16 protein-coding genes are annotated in these 14182 nt (G+C 72.2%); 9 read left to right on the top strand and 7 right to left on the bottom strand.

Going from position 1 to position 14182, the window contains the following annotated elements; genetic code table 11:
* The first annotated feature begins 45 nt into the window (after positions 1–45).
* Positions 46–510, top strand: a complete 465-nt coding sequence (locus AMO33_RS12420; RefSeq protein ID WP_060592698.1) for a winged helix-turn-helix transcriptional regulator — start codon at positions 46–48, stop codon at positions 508–510.
* A 16-nt stretch (positions 511–526) separates the two neighbouring features.
* Here AMO33_RS12420 and AMO33_RS12415 read toward each other — a convergent pair whose 3' ends face one another.
* Entirely contained in the window at positions 527–1219 is a 693-nt protein-coding gene (locus tag AMO33_RS12415) for a nitroreductase (RefSeq protein WP_011208151.1), read from the bottom strand.
* A gap of 141 nt (positions 1220–1360) precedes the next feature.
* Here AMO33_RS12415 and AMO33_RS12410 point away from each other — a divergent pair, with 141 nt between their 5' ends.
* Complete coding sequence (locus AMO33_RS12410; RefSeq protein ID WP_060592697.1) at positions 1361–3037, top strand: Eco57I restriction-modification methylase domain-containing protein; 1677 nt, start codon at positions 1361–1363, stop codon at positions 3035–3037.
* On the opposite strand, the gene AMO33_RS12405 is transcribed toward AMO33_RS12410, so the two are convergent.
* From AMO33_RS12405 to AMO33_RS12395, 3 genes are all read right to left on the bottom strand, one after another.
* Positions 2995–3642, bottom strand: a complete 648-nt coding sequence (locus AMO33_RS12405; protein WP_011208153.1) for a TetR/AcrR family transcriptional regulator — start codon at positions 3640–3642, stop codon at positions 2995–2997. The two genes, AMO33_RS12410 and AMO33_RS12405, sit on opposite strands and share 43 nt — an antisense overlap.
* Positions 3643–3752: 110 nt before the next feature.
* Positions 3753–3938, bottom strand: a complete 186-nt coding sequence (locus tag AMO33_RS12400) for a hypothetical protein (RefSeq protein WP_060592696.1) — start codon at positions 3936–3938, stop codon at positions 3753–3755.
* A gap of 130 nt (positions 3939–4068) precedes the next feature.
* On the bottom strand, positions 4069–4584 hold the full coding sequence (locus AMO33_RS12395) for a gamma carbonic anhydrase family protein (RefSeq protein WP_011208155.1): 516 nt from the start codon (positions 4582–4584) through the stop codon (positions 4069–4071).
* 239 nt (positions 4585–4823) lie between these two features.
* Here AMO33_RS12395 and ald point away from each other — a divergent pair, with 239 nt between their 5' ends.
* Positions 4824–5939, top strand: a complete 1116-nt coding sequence (gene ald, locus AMO33_RS12390) for an alanine dehydrogenase (protein WP_060592695.1) — start codon at positions 4824–4826, stop codon at positions 5937–5939.
* Between the two features lie 21 nt (positions 5940–5960).
* Here the strand turns inward: ald and sigJ are convergent, their stop codons facing one another.
* Positions 5961–6899 (bottom strand): RNA polymerase sigma factor SigJ, encoded by a 939-nt coding sequence (gene sigJ, locus AMO33_RS12385; protein ID WP_060592694.1) that lies wholly within the window; start codon positions 6897–6899, stop codon positions 5961–5963.
* 109 nt (positions 6900–7008) lie between these two features.
* Here sigJ and AMO33_RS12380 point away from each other — a divergent pair, with 109 nt between their 5' ends.
* From AMO33_RS12380 to AMO33_RS12370, 3 genes are all read left to right on the top strand, one after another.
* The gene (locus tag AMO33_RS12380; RefSeq protein ID WP_011208158.1) at positions 7009–7926 is read left to right on the top strand and encodes a cobalamin biosynthesis protein; all 918 of its coding nucleotides are present in this window, start codon (positions 7009–7011) and stop codon (positions 7924–7926) included.
* A gap of 163 nt (positions 7927–8089) precedes the next feature.
* Positions 8090–8815: a FadR/GntR family transcriptional regulator gene (locus AMO33_RS12375; protein ID WP_060592693.1), complete on the top strand. Its 726-nt coding sequence runs from the start codon at positions 8090–8092 to the stop codon at positions 8813–8815.
* 2 nt (positions 8816–8817) lie between these two features.
* Complete coding sequence (locus tag AMO33_RS12370) at positions 8818–9642, top strand: sterol desaturase family protein (protein WP_011208160.1); 825 nt, start codon at positions 8818–8820, stop codon at positions 9640–9642.
* Between the two features lies 1 nt (position 9643).
* On the opposite strand, the gene AMO33_RS12365 is transcribed toward AMO33_RS12370, so the two are convergent.
* Entirely contained in the window at positions 9644–10528 is an 885-nt protein-coding gene (locus AMO33_RS12365) for an SURF1 family cytochrome oxidase biogenesis protein (RefSeq protein ID WP_060592692.1), read from the bottom strand.
* Positions 10528–11028, bottom strand: a complete 501-nt coding sequence (locus AMO33_RS12360) for a low molecular weight protein-tyrosine-phosphatase (protein WP_011208162.1) — start codon at positions 11026–11028, stop codon at positions 10528–10530. Before AMO33_RS12360 ends, AMO33_RS12365 begins: the two co-directional genes overlap by 1 nt.
* Before the next feature lie 71 nt (positions 11029–11099).
* Between AMO33_RS12360 and cobC the strand changes: the two genes are divergently transcribed.
* The 3 genes from cobC to AMO33_RS12345 all read left to right on the top strand — a co-directional run bounded on the left by cobC (position 11100) and on the right by AMO33_RS12345 (position 14181).
* On the top strand, positions 11100–12110 hold the full coding sequence (gene cobC / locus AMO33_RS12355) for an Rv2231c family pyridoxal phosphate-dependent protein CobC (RefSeq protein WP_060593454.1): 1011 nt from the start codon (positions 11100–11102) through the stop codon (positions 12108–12110).
* 202 nt (positions 12111–12312) lie between these two features.
* Positions 12313–13437 (top strand): Nif3-like dinuclear metal center hexameric protein, encoded by a 1125-nt coding sequence (locus AMO33_RS12350; protein WP_060592691.1) that lies wholly within the window; start codon positions 12313–12315, stop codon positions 13435–13437.
* 99 nt (positions 13438–13536) lie between these two features.
* On the top strand, positions 13537–14181 hold the full coding sequence (locus AMO33_RS12345; protein WP_060592690.1) for a hypothetical protein: 645 nt from the start codon (positions 13537–13539) through the stop codon (positions 14179–14181).
* The last annotated feature ends 1 nt before the right edge of the window (position 14182 follow it).

Genomic DNA, 14182 nt, shown 5'->3' with positions numbered 1-14182 from the left:
CTTTCCGTGGCCGCCGGGAGATGCGGCGCTGGGTAGCATCGGATGATGCGCTACGAGGATCTTGCCGACGAGCCGTGTTCGATCACGCGCCCGCTGGTCGTGCTCGGGGACCGGTGGACCCTGGTGATCCTGAAGTACGCGTTCTCGGGGGTGCGCCGGTTCAACGCCTTCCAGAGTGCGATGGGCATTTCCCGGGGGCGGTTGCAGGACCGGCTGGACCGGCTCGTCGAGCACGGGATCCTGGTGAAGCAGAAGGCCGCGGAGGGCGCGTACGAGGAGTACCGGCTGACGCGGAAGGGGCACGACATCTACCCCGTCCTCATGGCGATCCGCGCGTGGGGTGACACCTACATGGCGCCGGACGGCCCGCCGGTGCGCTACCACCATCGCGACTGCGCGGGGGAGGCGCGGGTGCGGCTGGAATGCGACAGCTGCGGCGCCGAGGTGACCGCTCGCGACATCGTGCCGGAACTGGGGCCCGGCCTGCTGCGCGAGCAGTCCGCGGGGTGACCGCGCCGTCGCGTGCTCAGTCGACGAAGGTGACCACCTGGTCGAGGTCCGCGCGGGTGGTGCGGAAGGAATTCACCGGGTGTTCGGTGTCGGCGTAGCCGAAGCTGATGCCCGCCACCACCTGCCGGTGCTCGGGGATCCCGAAGTGGCTGCGCAGGAACGGCGAATAGCCGGCGAGCGCGGCCTGCGGGGCGGCGCCGAGGCCGAGGCTCTGGGCGGCCAGCAGGAAGGTGCCGATGTAGAGGCCGCTGTCGACCGCGCCGTAGACGCCGAGTTCGGCCTCGGTGGTGACGATCGCGACGTGCGGCGCGTCGAAGAGTTCGAAATTGCGCAGCATCTGGCGCATGGAGCCGGCGTTGTCGCCGCGGGCGATGCCGACACTCTCGTAGAGCTGCTTGCCGCATTCGCGCCGCCGGTCGCGGTAGGCGCCGGTGTACTGGCCGGGGAACGGCAGATCGGGTGCGGGGGTGGCGGTCTGGATGTGTTCGAGCAGCTCCTTGCGGAACCGGTCGGTGGCGGCGGGTTCGGTGACCACCACCTGCCAGGGCTGGGTGTTGCACCACGACGGGGTGCGCTGGGCCATGCGCAGCAGGGTCTCGATCGTCGCGCGCGGCACCGGGTCGGGACGGAACTGGCGGCAGGTGTACCGCCCGTCGAGTATCCGGGCCAGTGCCGCCTGCTCGGCGGTCGGCGTGCTGGTCGGGCTCATGGACCCGCCTCCTTCAATCAGTTCCATTTTGAGACTAGATGCTAGCGGTCCGCGGGTCGTCGCGGAACCGGCTGCGCGCGGCGGAAACCGTCCGGCTCGTCTCGGCCCGGAACGCGCCGCGGCAGGGCAGAATCCCCTGGCATGGGCGCCCCGGCCCGCGACGCGGGCGAGCGGAAACGGCACGGCAGGCACTACACGCCCCCGGAGCTGGCGCGCTTCCTCGCGCGACGGGTGCTCGCGCATCTGCCGCCCGCGTCGGCGGCGGGGTGGCAGGTTCTCGATCCGGCCTGCGGCGAGGGGGAGTTGCTGCTCGCCCTGCACCGGGAAGCGGCCCGGGTGAGGCCCGGTGTTCCGATCCGGATGACCGGATACGACCTGGACGAATCCGCACTCGCCCGGGCCCGGGTCAGGGCCGCCGCCGCGGGCATGGTGGCCGACTGGCACACCGGCGACTTCCTGTCCGAAGTCGCCCGGCTGGGGCCGGGCCGGTTCGACGCGATCATCACCAATCCGCCGTACGTGCGGGTGCAGCATCTCGGCGCCGACACCGCCCGCCTGCTCAGCCGGGAGTTCGGCTTGCACGGGCGCATCGACCTGACCCACCCGTTCGTCACCGTCGCACCGCGCCTGCTGCGGCCCGCGGGGGTGCTGGGCCTGTTGTGCGCCAACCGGTTTCTGACCACCAAGGCGGGCGCGAACATCCGTGCCGTGCTGCTGCGGGAACTACCCCCGGTCGAGTTGTACGACCTCGGCGACACGAAGTTGTTCGCGGCCGCGGTGTTGCCTGCGATCACCGTGGCCGTCAGCGCGCGCACCGGCGGTGTGTGCCGGCACGTCTCGGCCTACGAGATCCCCGGCGACGGGACCGGCTCCGGCGGCGGTCTTTTCGAGGCGTTGCTCGGCGACGCGCCCACCGTGGTCGGGCACAACGGCCGCACGTTCGCCGTGGAGGTGGGCACGCTGGCGACGGGGGAGCCGGGGGACTCCGGCGGCGATCGGCCACGGCGGCCGTCGGGCCCCGACGCGCCCTGGCGGATGTCGCATCCGGTGCTGGATTCCTGGCTGGCCGCGATCGGCGCGCGCACCTGGCGCACGATCGGCGAGGTGGCGAAGGTGCGCGTCGGCATCAAGACGAACGCGGACCGGGTCTTCATCCGCGACGACTGGGCGGCGGTCGAACCGCGGCCGGAGCCGCAGCTGCTGCTGGATCTCATCACCCACCGGGATCTGGCTCCGTGGCGGATCGACCGGGCGCCCGTGACGAAGGTGCTGTATCCCTACGACCGGTCCGAACGGCAACGTGTCCCTGTCGACCTGGCGGAATTCCCCGGTGCCGCAGCGTATCTCGAACGACACCGGGCGGCGCTGGCGGCGCGCGAGTACCTGACCGGCAGCGGCCGGGAGTGGTACGAGATCTGGGTGCCGCAGCGCCCGCACCTGTGGCGGGTGCCGAAGGTGGTGTTCCCCGACATCAGCGAGCAGCCGCGTTTCGCGCTCGACGATTCGGGGGCGGTGGTGAACGGCGACTGCTACTGGATCTCGCTGGCCGATCTCGGCGGCTCGGCCGAGCTGGCCTATCTGCTCATGGGCGTGGCCAATTCACCGTTGGGGAAGCGCTACTACGACGCGGTGTGCGGCAACCGGCTCTATTCGGGCAGGCGGCGATGGATCACCCAGTATGTCTCGCGCCTGCCGCTGCCGGACCCGGCGGGCGCGCCCGCCCGCCGCATCGTCGAGGAGGTCGCGGAGCTGATCGCGGGCCGGGGCTCGGCGGATCAGCTGGACGCGCTGGTGGCCGCGGCGTTCGGCGTCTCCTGAGCGCGGTGTACCCCGACCATCGGCAGCAGGGTGCGGCGGGCGAAGTCGCGCCCGGCGTCGATGTCGGCGAGCGGGATCAGACCGTCCGGGGTCAGCGCGAGCGACAGTGCCAGGCGCGCCATGATCTCGGCCACCAGGTCCGCGTCGATGTCGGTGTCGGCCAGCTCGCGCAGCTTCTCGGCCAGATAGACCCGGCCCACCGCGAGGACGGGACCGGCCTCGGTGGTGAGCCGGGGCAGGATCAGGTCGGGTTCGGTGCGCAGCAGCCGGCGCAGCAGTTCGTTGCCCGCGATGGCGGTGATGAACGCGACGAAGATCTCCACCAACTGGTTCTCGGTGCCCTCGACCGTCTGCACCCGCTTGTCGATGTACTCGACGAACCGTTGCGCCTCACGGACGCTGACCGCTTCCACCAGTTCGTTCTTGGACTCGAAGCGCCGATACAGGGTGGCGGGGCTGATCCCCGCCCGCCGCGCGATCTCGCCCATGCTGGTGCGCTTGATACCGAAATCCAGGAAGGCCGAGAGCGCGCTCTCCAGCAGTTTCTCCCCGTCGGCGACGGGCTTGTCGAGAATGCGCTGGAGCATGGGTGGGACGGCGGGCATCGGATCTCCAGTCCTTCGGCACGGCCGCCGGATGCGTGGCGGCGCGACGCTGCGGGTGAGGGAGGATCATTATTTCATCCACCCGGTACGGTACGGTCCGGTATCCACCCCTAGATCCGCGGTAGGTCCAGATCCGCCATTTCCCGCTCGATGGCGTTGGCCGCGTAATCGACGCCGCGCGCGCGTAATTCGTGAACGCGCCGCTGCAGCGCTTCGATTCCCCCCGGTTGGGCCGCGATATCGGCCACGCTGATCCGCCCCTTGGGCCGGTGCATACTCGAATCCTGGTACGACACCGTGGTACCTCCTGCCAGTTACCGCATCATGCGCGCCGCGCCGACTCGCGGAACTGCGCGCATGCAGGCAAAATGGTATCAGCGCCGGATCCTGGTCAATTGACCATTGTGCGGTGTATCACTCCCGCGCTCACAGCGTGCGCGCGCCGCGATGGGTGGCCATGTTGTGCAGATAGACGGCGCTGTTGAGGCGGATGCCGTCCCGCTCCGCCTCGCTCAATTCCCGCCGCACCTTGCCCGGCACCCCCGCCACCAGCGAGCCGGGCGGGATCTGCGCGCCCTCCGGCACGAGCGCGTTGGCCGCGATCAAACTGCCCGCGCCGACCACCGCGCCGTTGAGCACCGTCGCGCCCATGCCGACGAGCACGTCGTCGCCGATGGTGCAGCCGTGCAGGATCGCGTTGTGTCCCACCGACACTCCGCTGCCGACGGTGAGCGGAACGCCGGGGTCGGCGTGCAGCACGCAGCCGTCCTGGATGTTCGTGCGCTCGCCGACGATGATCTGCTCCAGATCGCCGCGCAGCACCGCGCCGTACCAGACACTCACCTCCGCGGCCAGCCGCACCCGCCCGATCACCGTGGCGTTGGGCGCCAGCCAGGCGCTCTCCTCGATCTCCGGCGCGAACCCGCCGACCTCAATCCTCATGTGTCGAAACTAACCCGGTGCCCGGCGCGTCGGCTCGGCAGCCCGGCGGCGCCGCGGCATGACTCGGTCGGAAGGAAGCGCCGGGGCGGATCGTCGGATGCGGATACCACGTCCGCTCATGAAAGAGTTCGGGCCGAGAAGGGCTCCGCATGCCACTTCTGCCGGTCATCTCGGCGACTCGCCGGAGGATTTTTCGCCGGAACGTGGCGAATCGGGCGCGGGAGGTTCACGATGGCGGTATGCGAATCGGTGTGCCGGGGGAGGTCAAAGCGCAGGAGTTCCGTGTCGCCCTGACGCCCGCCGGTGCGGCGGAGTTGGTGCGGCACGGGCACGAGGTGCTCGTCGAGCGAGGTGCGGGCGCGGGATCGGGGTTCGGGGACGAGGCCTACCGGGCGGCGGGGGCGCGGGTGGTGGCCGAGGCCGACGAGGTGTGGGGCGAGGCCGAGCTGGTGTTGAAGGTCAAGGAGCCGATCGAACCGGAGTACCACCGGATGCGGCGCGAGCAGGTGCTGTTCGCCTACCTGCACCTGGCGGCCTCGAAGGAGTGCACCGAGGCGATCCTGCGGTCGGGCATCACCGCCATCGCCTACGAGACGGTGCGCGCCGCCGACGGCTCGCTGCCGCTGCTGGCGCCGATGAGCGAGGTCGCCGGAAAGCTCGCCGCGCAGGTCGGTGCCTACCATCTGCTGGCGCCGCTCGGCGGGGCGGGGATGCTGCTCGGTGGCGTCCCGGGCGTGCGGCCCGCCGAGGTGGTGGTGCTCGGCGGCGGGGTGGCCGGCGGCAACGCGGCGGCGGTGGCGGCCGGGATGGGCGCCAGGGTGAGCGTGCTCGACACCGACCTGGTCCGGCTGCGGGCGCTGGACGCCCGCTTCCAGGGGCGGGTCAGCACGATCGCGTCGAACGCCGCCGAGGTGGAGCGGGCCGTGCTGCGCGCGGACCTCGTCGTCGGGTCGGTGCTGGTGCCCGGTGCGCGGGCGCCGAAACTGGTGACCCAAGCGATGGTCGCGGCGATGCGCCCCGGCTCGGTGCTGGTCGACATCGCCATCGACCAGGGCGGCTGCTTCGAGGGCTCGCGGCCGACCACCCATGCCAATCCGACCTTCTACGTGGCGAATTCGCTGTACTACTGCGTGGCGAACATGCCGGGCGCGGTACCGCACACGGCCACCGTCGCGCTCACCAACGCCACCCTGCCCTACGTGCTCGCCATCGCCGACCTCGGCTGGCGCGAGGCATGTTCGGCCCGGCCCGACCTCGCCGCGGGCGTCACCGCCGAGGACGGCCGGTTGCTGTCCCCGCAGGTCGCCGCCGCGCACGGACTGGGTGAGGCCCGCCCGATGGGGTTGGCGGGCTGAGCGGGTCGGGTCGGGGCCGCGCTAGTCCTCGCTCCGCATGAACCAGTCCGGCTGTCCGTCGACCGGCAGGTCGCGCAGCTTGTCCGGGTTGCGGACGATGTCGATGGCGACGATGCGGCCCGCGTCGACCGTGAAGGCGAACACGCCGGTGTGGGTGCCGTCGAAGACCAGCAGGCCGGGTTCGCCGTTGACCAGGACGAAGCGGCCCCACGCCGGCCGGTTCGACTGGACCTGGTACCAGCCGAGCAGCAACTTGGCGACCAGTTCCGCGCCGCGCACGGCCTGGCGGATGGCGGGGACCTTGCCGCCGCCGTCGGCGGTGAGGGTGACCTTGCCGTCCAGGACGCCGAGCAGCGCGCCGAGGTCGCCCGACCGCCACGCGAGCGCGAACGCGGACACCACCTTCTGTTGCTCGTCGGGTGAGGCGGGGAACCGCGGCGTGCCCTGCTCGACGTGCTTGCGGGCCCGCGAGGCCAGCTGGCGCACCGCCGCCGGGGTGCGGCCGACCACCTCGGCCACCTCGGGGCTGCTCATGCCGAACACCTCCTGCAACACGAACGCCGTGCGCTCGGCCGGTGACAGCGACTCCAGCACCACCAGCAGCGCGGTGGTCACCCGCTCGTCCTGTGCGATCCGGTCGGCCGGGTCGTCCCAGGTGGAGACCTCCGGTTCGGGCAGCCACTCGCCGACGTACTGCTCGCGCCGCGCCCGCGCGGACCCCAGGTGGTCCAGCGCGAGCCGGCCGGTCACCGTGGTGAGCCAGGCGCGCAGGTTCTCGATCTCGCCCGCCGTCTGGCGGTGTCGCTGCAACCGCAGCCACGCCTCCTGCACCACGTCCTCGGCGTCGGAGAGGCTGCCCAGCGTGCTGTAGGCGAGTCTGCGCAGGTAGGGGCGGTGCTCCTCGAAGCGCCTGGCCAGTTCGGCGGTGTCGGGCGCGGCGTCCGGGTCGAAGGAGGTCATCGGTCCACCGTTTCGGTTGTGCGGGCAGGGTCGTACAGCTGACGACGCCGGGGAGACGAGTGTGACATCCGGCCGGCTCGCCGCCGCCGCGGACCGCTAGGCTGCCCGCGTGCGTACGGGGAAGTCGACCGCGGCCGGTCTGGTGCTCGGATTCGCGCTCGACCGGGCGCTCGGCGATCCGCGCCGGTGGCATCCGGTGGCCGGATTCGGATCGGCGGCACTGGCTCTCGAATCGGTGACCTACGCCGACCGGCGCACCGCCGGACTGGTGCACGAGTCGGTCGCGGTGGGCGCCGTGGTCGGGTTCGGGCTGGTGTTGCGGCGCGGCGGCGTGGCGGCGACCGCGCTGGCCACCTGGACCGCGCTCGGCGGCCGCAGCCTGGCCCGCACCGGACGCGCGATGGCGCGGCGGCTGGAATCCGGTGACGTCGACGGCGCCCGCGCCCTGCTGCCTTCCCTCTGCGGACGCGACCCCGCCGTGCTCGACGCCGACGGATTGGCCCGCGCCGCACTGGAATCCATCGCCGAGAACACCTCCGACGCCGCCGTCGGCCCGCTGGTGTGGGGCGCGATCGCCGGGGTGCCCGGCCTGCTCGGGTATCGCGCGATCAACACCCTCGACGCGATGATCGGCTACCGCGACGAACGCTACCGGCGCTTCGGGTGGGCCGCCGCCCGCACCGACGACGTGGCGAATCTGCTCCCGGCGCGCCTGACGGGCCTGCTCACCGCCGCCCTCGCACCGGTGGTCGGCGGTCGTCCCCGGGCAGTCCTGCGCGCCTGGCGGCGGGACGCGGGCAAACACCCGAGCCCCAATGCCGGTGTGGCGGAGGCGGCCATGGCGGGTGCGCTGGGGGTGCGGCTGGGCGGGCGCACCCGCTATCGGCACGGCACCGAGTTGCGGCCCACCCTCGGTGACGGTCCCGCGCCGACGGTCGCGGACCTGCGGCGCGCGGTGCGGTTGTCGGAGGCGGTGCAGGTGGGTGCGGTCGCGGTGGCGGCTGCCGCGGCGATGCTGCGCCGCTGAGCGGTTCGGGCGTTCAGTTCTCGCGAAGCAACTCGCGCGTCCGAGCGAGACGACGGCGCTTCCCGGTTCACGCTCACCGTTGCCACGAGCACGACGGTGGTACGCGGACACGATTGGTCCAACCAGTTGACCTGTTGGCGTGTCGTGCCTCACACTGGCTCGCATGGAATTCGCCGTGGTCGGTCGGACCGCCGTCTCCGATGCCGTGTTCGGCCAGCTGGTCGACGCGATCCTCACCGGTCGCATCGCCCCGGACGAGCCGCTGCCCGCGGAACGGGAGCTGGCCGAGACGTTCCAGGTCAACCGGCATGCCGTGCGCGAGGCGCTCAAACGGGTGCAGCAGAGCGGACTGGTCCGGGTCGCGCAGGGCGGCAAGACCCGGGTGCTGGACTGGCGGGCCAACGGCGGGCTCGACCTGCTGTCGGCGCTGGCCCGGTCCGGGTCGGTGCCCGCCCAGCGCATCCTGCGCGACATCGCCGAGATGCGCCGCTCGGTCGCCGCGGATTCCGCCCGGCTCTGCGCCGAACGCGCCGAAGCGCAACGGGTGGACGCCATCGTCGCGGCCGCGGCCGCCTACCCCGAGCCCACCGCCGCCCTCGACGACCTGATCAGCGGCGACCTGGCGTTCTGGACCGCCGTCATCGACGGCTCCGGCAACCTCGCCTACCGTCTGGCCCTCAACACCCTCGTCGCCGGCTACACCGACATCGGCTGGGAGACGATCGTCCGCCTCGGCCTGAACCGCGAATACCTCGACCGGGCCCGCCACCGCGAGCTCGCCGACCGGATCGCCGCCCGCGACCCCGAGGGCGCCCATCGCCACGCCCACGCCCTGCTCAGCGGTCTCGTCGACGCCCTGTCCGGCGAGTTCGTCGTCACGGAAGCCTGATCATGTTCGACCTCATCGCGCACGCCATCCCGGTCTTCGTCGTCTGCCTCGTGCTCGAGGCGGTCTCGTTCCATCTGCTGCCCGACGACGACGAACTCGGCTACCACGCCCGCGACACCGTCACCAGCCTGCTCATGGGCCTGGGCAACGTGGTGATCAACATCGGCTGGAAGCTCGTGGTGGTCGCCGTGTACGCCGCGGTGTATCTGGCCTCGCCGCTGCACCTGCCGACCGATCACCCGCTGACCTGGGTGCTGCTGTTCTTCGCCGACGACTTCGTCTACTACTGGTACCACCGCACCCATCACACGGTGCGGCTGTTCTGGGCCAGCCACGTCGCCCACCATTCGAGCCGGTTCTTCAACCTGTCCACCGCGCTGCGCCAGACCTGGACGCCGTTCACCGCGCTGCCGTACTGGCTGCCGCTGGCGCTGGTGTTCCCGCCGTGGATGGTGCTGCTCCAGCAGTCGATCAGCCTGCTCTACCAGTTCTTCATCCACACCGAGCGGGTCGGCACGCTGTGGCGGCCGATCGAGTGGGTGTTCGACACGCCCTCGCACCATCGCGTGCACCACGGCGCCAACGACGTCTACCTGGACCGCAACTACGGCGGCATCCTGATCGTCTGGGACCGGCTGTTCGGCACCTTCGAACCCGAGGGCGAACGGGTGCGCTACGGCCTGACCAAGAACATCGACACCTTCAACCCGGTGCGGGTGGCCACCCACGAGTTCGTGGCGATCTGGCGGGACGTGCGGGCCGCGCGGGACTGGCGCACCCGGTTCGGGCACCTGTTCCGCGGACCCGGGTGGGCGCCCGCGGACTGAGTCAGCGCTGGCGGCCGTAGCGGTCGGCCAGGCGGGCTTCGGTGCTCGGCGCGGGGGCGGGTGCGGATTCCGCCGGACCGGTCGCGGGTTCGGCGGTGCCGGTGCCGGCGGTCGGTGGCTGGCCGTCGGCCTTCTCCCTGCGCCGTTCCCGCAGCTCCGCGTAGACGAAGTAGCCCAGGCCGAGCGGCGCCATGATGCCGAACGCCAGCCACTGCAGCCCGTAGGACAGGTACGGCCCCGCGTCGAGCTGGGGGAGCGGGGTCGGGGCGAACGCGCCCGGCTGGCCTTCCGAGAGTTGCAGGTAGCCCCCGCGCTCACCCACCGGAATCGGGGTGAGTTGCTGTCCCATGACGGTGCCCGCCTGGGCGGTGTCGATCGAATAGACCTGGCGGTAGCCGTCTTCCACCAGCGGCGGCCGCTCCGCGCTCACGCCCTCCGACAACCGCACCCGCGCCTCCAGGCGCTGCGGCCCGGTCGGCGGATCGGGCACCTGCGGCGGGCGGGATCCGTCGACCGCCGCGACCAGGCCGCGGTCGACCAGCAGCGTGCGGCCGTCGTCGAGCCGGAACGCCGCCAGCACCGCGTACCCGGGGGCGCCGTCGAGATGACGCAGCCGCACCAGCACCGTCGACTCCGGCACGAAACCGCCCGTGGCGATCACCCGCCGCCACTCGGACCGGGTGTCGGCCGGGGCGTCGAGCACCCCGGTGACGTCCACCGGTTCGGCGCGGACGGAATCGGCGATGAGCTGGTTGCGTTCCTCGGTCGCGGTGTTCTTGCCCAGCTGCCAGGGCGCGAGCACGGTGAAGCACAGGTAGGCGAAGGCCACCACGACCACGCCGAGGATCACCCAGCTCGGCCGCAGCAGGAAGGTCAGCCGCCGCATCAGCGGCTGCCTTCCGCGACGGGTTCGCCGAGCGCGGCGCGCACCCAGTCGAGCAGGCCGGGAATGGCCGCTTCGATCTGCTCGCGGACGAGTTCGAAATCGGCGTCGTCGCCGTAGTAGGGGTCGGGCACGTCCGGGCCGTCGGCGTCCGGGTCGAAACTGCGCAGCAGCCTGCGCCGCTCGGCGGGCACGCCCAGCCGGGCCAGCTCCCGCTCGTGCCCGGTGTCCAGGGCGATCAGCAGATCGGCGTCCCGGTGATCGGGGCCGACGACGGCGGCGACATGGCCGACCGGGTAGCCGTAGCGGTGCAGGGTCGCGGTCGTGCGCGGGTCGGCGTCGTTGCCGACGTGCCAGGCCGTGGTGCCCGCGCTGGAGACCCGCACCCGGTCGTCGAGCCCGGCCAGGCGCAGATGATGCGCGACCATCTTCTCCGCCATCGGCGAACGACAGATGTTGCCGGTACAGACGAACGAAATGTGCAGCTCACCCACGACAGCCATTCTGGCCGTCGAGCGGGCGGGCCCGCCACGTAGGGTGGGGACTCGTGCCCTCCGACACAGTCGACCACGCGATGCTGCGCCACCACGGCGACGTCGACGCGCGTCCGGGGATGCTCGATTTCGCGGTGAACGTGCAGGGCAGCGCCCCGCCGCCGTGGCTGCGCGCCCGCCTCGCCGCCCGCCTGGACGACCTCGGCCGCTACCCCGCCGCGACCGACCACGCCGCGGCCGTCGCGGCGGTCGCCGCCCGGCACGGCCGCGACAGCGCCGAAGTGCTGCTGCTCGCCGGCGCCGCCGAAGGCTTCGCGCTGCTGCCCCGCCTGGCGCCCCGGCTGGCCGCGGTCATCCACCCGTCCTTCACCGAACCCGAGCTGGCCCTGCGCCAGGCCGGTGTCCCGGTGACCCGGGTGGTCCTCGACCGGCCCTTCACCCTCGACCCCGCCGCCGTCCCCGCCGCGGCCGACCTCGTGGTCGTCGGCAACCCCACCAACCCGACCTCGGTGCTGCACCTCGCCGACACCCTGCGCGCCCTGCGCAGGCCCGGTCGCCTCGTCGTGGTGGACGAAGCCTTCGCCGACGCCGTCCCCGGCGAGCCGGAGTCACTGGCCGGGTGGTCGGTCCCCGACGTGCTGGTCCTGCGCAGTCTCACCAAGACGTGGGCACTCGCGGGGTTGCGCTGCGGCTACGTCCTCGGGCACCCCGATCTGCTCGCCCGCCTCGGCCACGGCCGCCCGCACTGGCCCCTGGGCACCCTGCAACTCGAGGCCGTCACCGCCACCGCCGAACCCGCCGCCCTCGCCGAAGCCGAGCAGCGCGCGCGGGAGATCGCCGACGAACGCGCGGCGATGGTCGAGCGCCTGACCGCCCTCGGGATCGAGGTCCACACCCCGGCCCACGGCCCCTTCCTGCTGCTGCGCCTGGCCGACGGCGAACTGGCCCGCAAACATCTCGCCGAACAGGGGATCGCCGTCCGGCGCGCGGACACCTTCCCCGGGCTGGGCCCGGATCACCTGCGCGTCGCGGTCCGCGGGTCGGCCGACGTCGACCGGCTGGTCGAAGGGTTGCGGTCGGCGGGGGTGTGAGCGAGAGCCGCGGAATCGCCGGGGGCTGACCCTGGCGATCGGATTCTCGGTGACCGCGACCCGGCGCGAGGCCAGGGCGGTGCCGGGCGGGTTGCGACCGGCGCCGGCGACCAGGCGGTCCACGGTCCACATCGACGCGCCGGTCCGGTCCGTGTCGAGGATGCGAGACTGGATCGGATGGTGTGACGGACAGGGAGGCGTGATGGTGGTGCGGCTGGCGGATCTCGTCGCGGTGCTGGATGCGGCGTATCCGCCGACGCTGGCCGAGTCGTGGGATGCGGTCGGGCTGGTCTGCGGTGATCCCGAGGACGCGCTCACCCGGGTGCTGTTCGCGGTCGACGCGACGGCCGAGGTGGTCGCCGAGGCGATCGACTGGCGCGCGCAGGCCCTGGTCGTGCACCATCCACTGCTGCTGCGTGGCGTCGACACCGTCGCCGCGGACACCCCGAAAGGTGCGCTGCTGCACCGGCTGATCCGTTCCGGCTGCGCCCTGTTCACCGCGCACACCAACGCCGACTCCGCCGATCCCGGTGTCTCCGACGCGCTCGCCGACGCGCTCGGACTCGCCGTCACCGGCCCGCTGGAGCCGAAACCGGCGACCGCCGTGGACAACTGGACAGTTCAGGTGCCGCGCACCCATACCGAGGCCGTGCTGGCCGCCCTGTTCGCGGCGGGGGCGGGTGGCAGCGGCGCCTATCGCGACTGCGCGATGCGGGTCGAAGCGCTCGGCCAGTTCCGCCCGGTGGCGGGGGCGAATCCGGCGATCGGCACGCTCGGTGAACTCCAGCGGGTCGAGGAGGACCGGGTCGAGGTCATCGCCCCGCCGAGCGCCCGCGCCGCGGTGCTCGCCGCCCTGCGCGCCGCGCACCCGTACGAGGAGCCCGCCTTCCACGTCGGCGAGCGGGCCGCGCTCCCGTCCGGGGTCGGCCTGGGCCGCGTCGGCACACTGCCCGAACCGGAGACGTTGCGCGCGTTCACCGCTCGCGTCGCCGCGGCGCTGCCGCCGACCGCGTGGGGCGTGCGGGCGGCCGGTGACCCGGACCGGATGATCGAGCGGGTCGCGGTGTGCGGCGGCGCCGGCGACTCCTTCCTCGGCACCGTCACCCGCCTCGGTGTCGACGCCTACGTCACCGCCGACCTGCGCCACCACCCCGCCGACGAGCACCTGCGCACACACGGCCCCGCCCTGGTCGACGCCGCGCACTGGGCCACCGAATTTCCCTGGTGCGCGCAGGCCGAGGGGATCGTCCGTGCCGCGCTGCCCGACCTGCAGACCCGGGTGTCCACGCTGCGCACCGATCCCTGGACCCTCGCCGCCGGAAGCTGACCGCGCCCACCGGGATTCGTTCCGGCGTGTCCGTCGAGGCGCGCGGAGCACGGCCGGGTTCGCCCGAATTCCCCTGCGCGAAGCGGGTACAACTAGCCCATGAACTTCCCGGTGGATTTCGGGATCGCGCAGATCGGGTTGATCCTGCTGATCCTCGTCGCGGTGGCCATGGTGATCTCGGCCGTGCTGAAGGTGCGCGCGGTGGGCCCGCGCGTGCTGCTTGCGCGCGGCGCAGGCGGGCTGGTGCTGCTCGTGGTGGCGGTGCTGTTGCTGTGGTTCGCGACCGTCCTGCAGACCTACCTCGGACTCACCGGCGAGATCAAGGCCGCGCACGCGGTGGTGACACCGGTGGACGGAGCAGACCATCAGCTCGAGGTCGACCTCACCCTCTACGGTGACGAGGACACCCCCGAACGCCGCGAGACGTTCCGGGTCCAGGGCGATCTGTGGGTGCTGCAAGCCAACATCGTCGAACTCGAACCGTGGGTCAACGCCCTGGGCTTCCATTCCGGCTACAAGTTGACCCGGCTCTACGGCCAGCGCCTCGACGGTGTCGCCACCACCCAGAACCACATCTTCCTCGACGGGGAGGACCGCGACTTCTTCGAGGACATGCGCGACGGCGCCTGGTGGACCGACCCGTTCGTGCGCTCCGCCTACGGCAACGCCGTCATCGCCACCCCCGGCGAATACGACGTCTACATCTCCCGCGACGCCATCAAGACCCGGCCGGTGAACACCTGAG

This window comes from Nocardia farcinica (genome assembly GCF_001182745.1).
Lineage (GTDB): Bacteria > Actinomycetota > Actinomycetes > Mycobacteriales > Mycobacteriaceae > Nocardia > Nocardia farcinica.
Note: the sequence above shows the minus strand (reverse complement) of the source record. Positions and strands in the feature narration are given on the sequence as shown.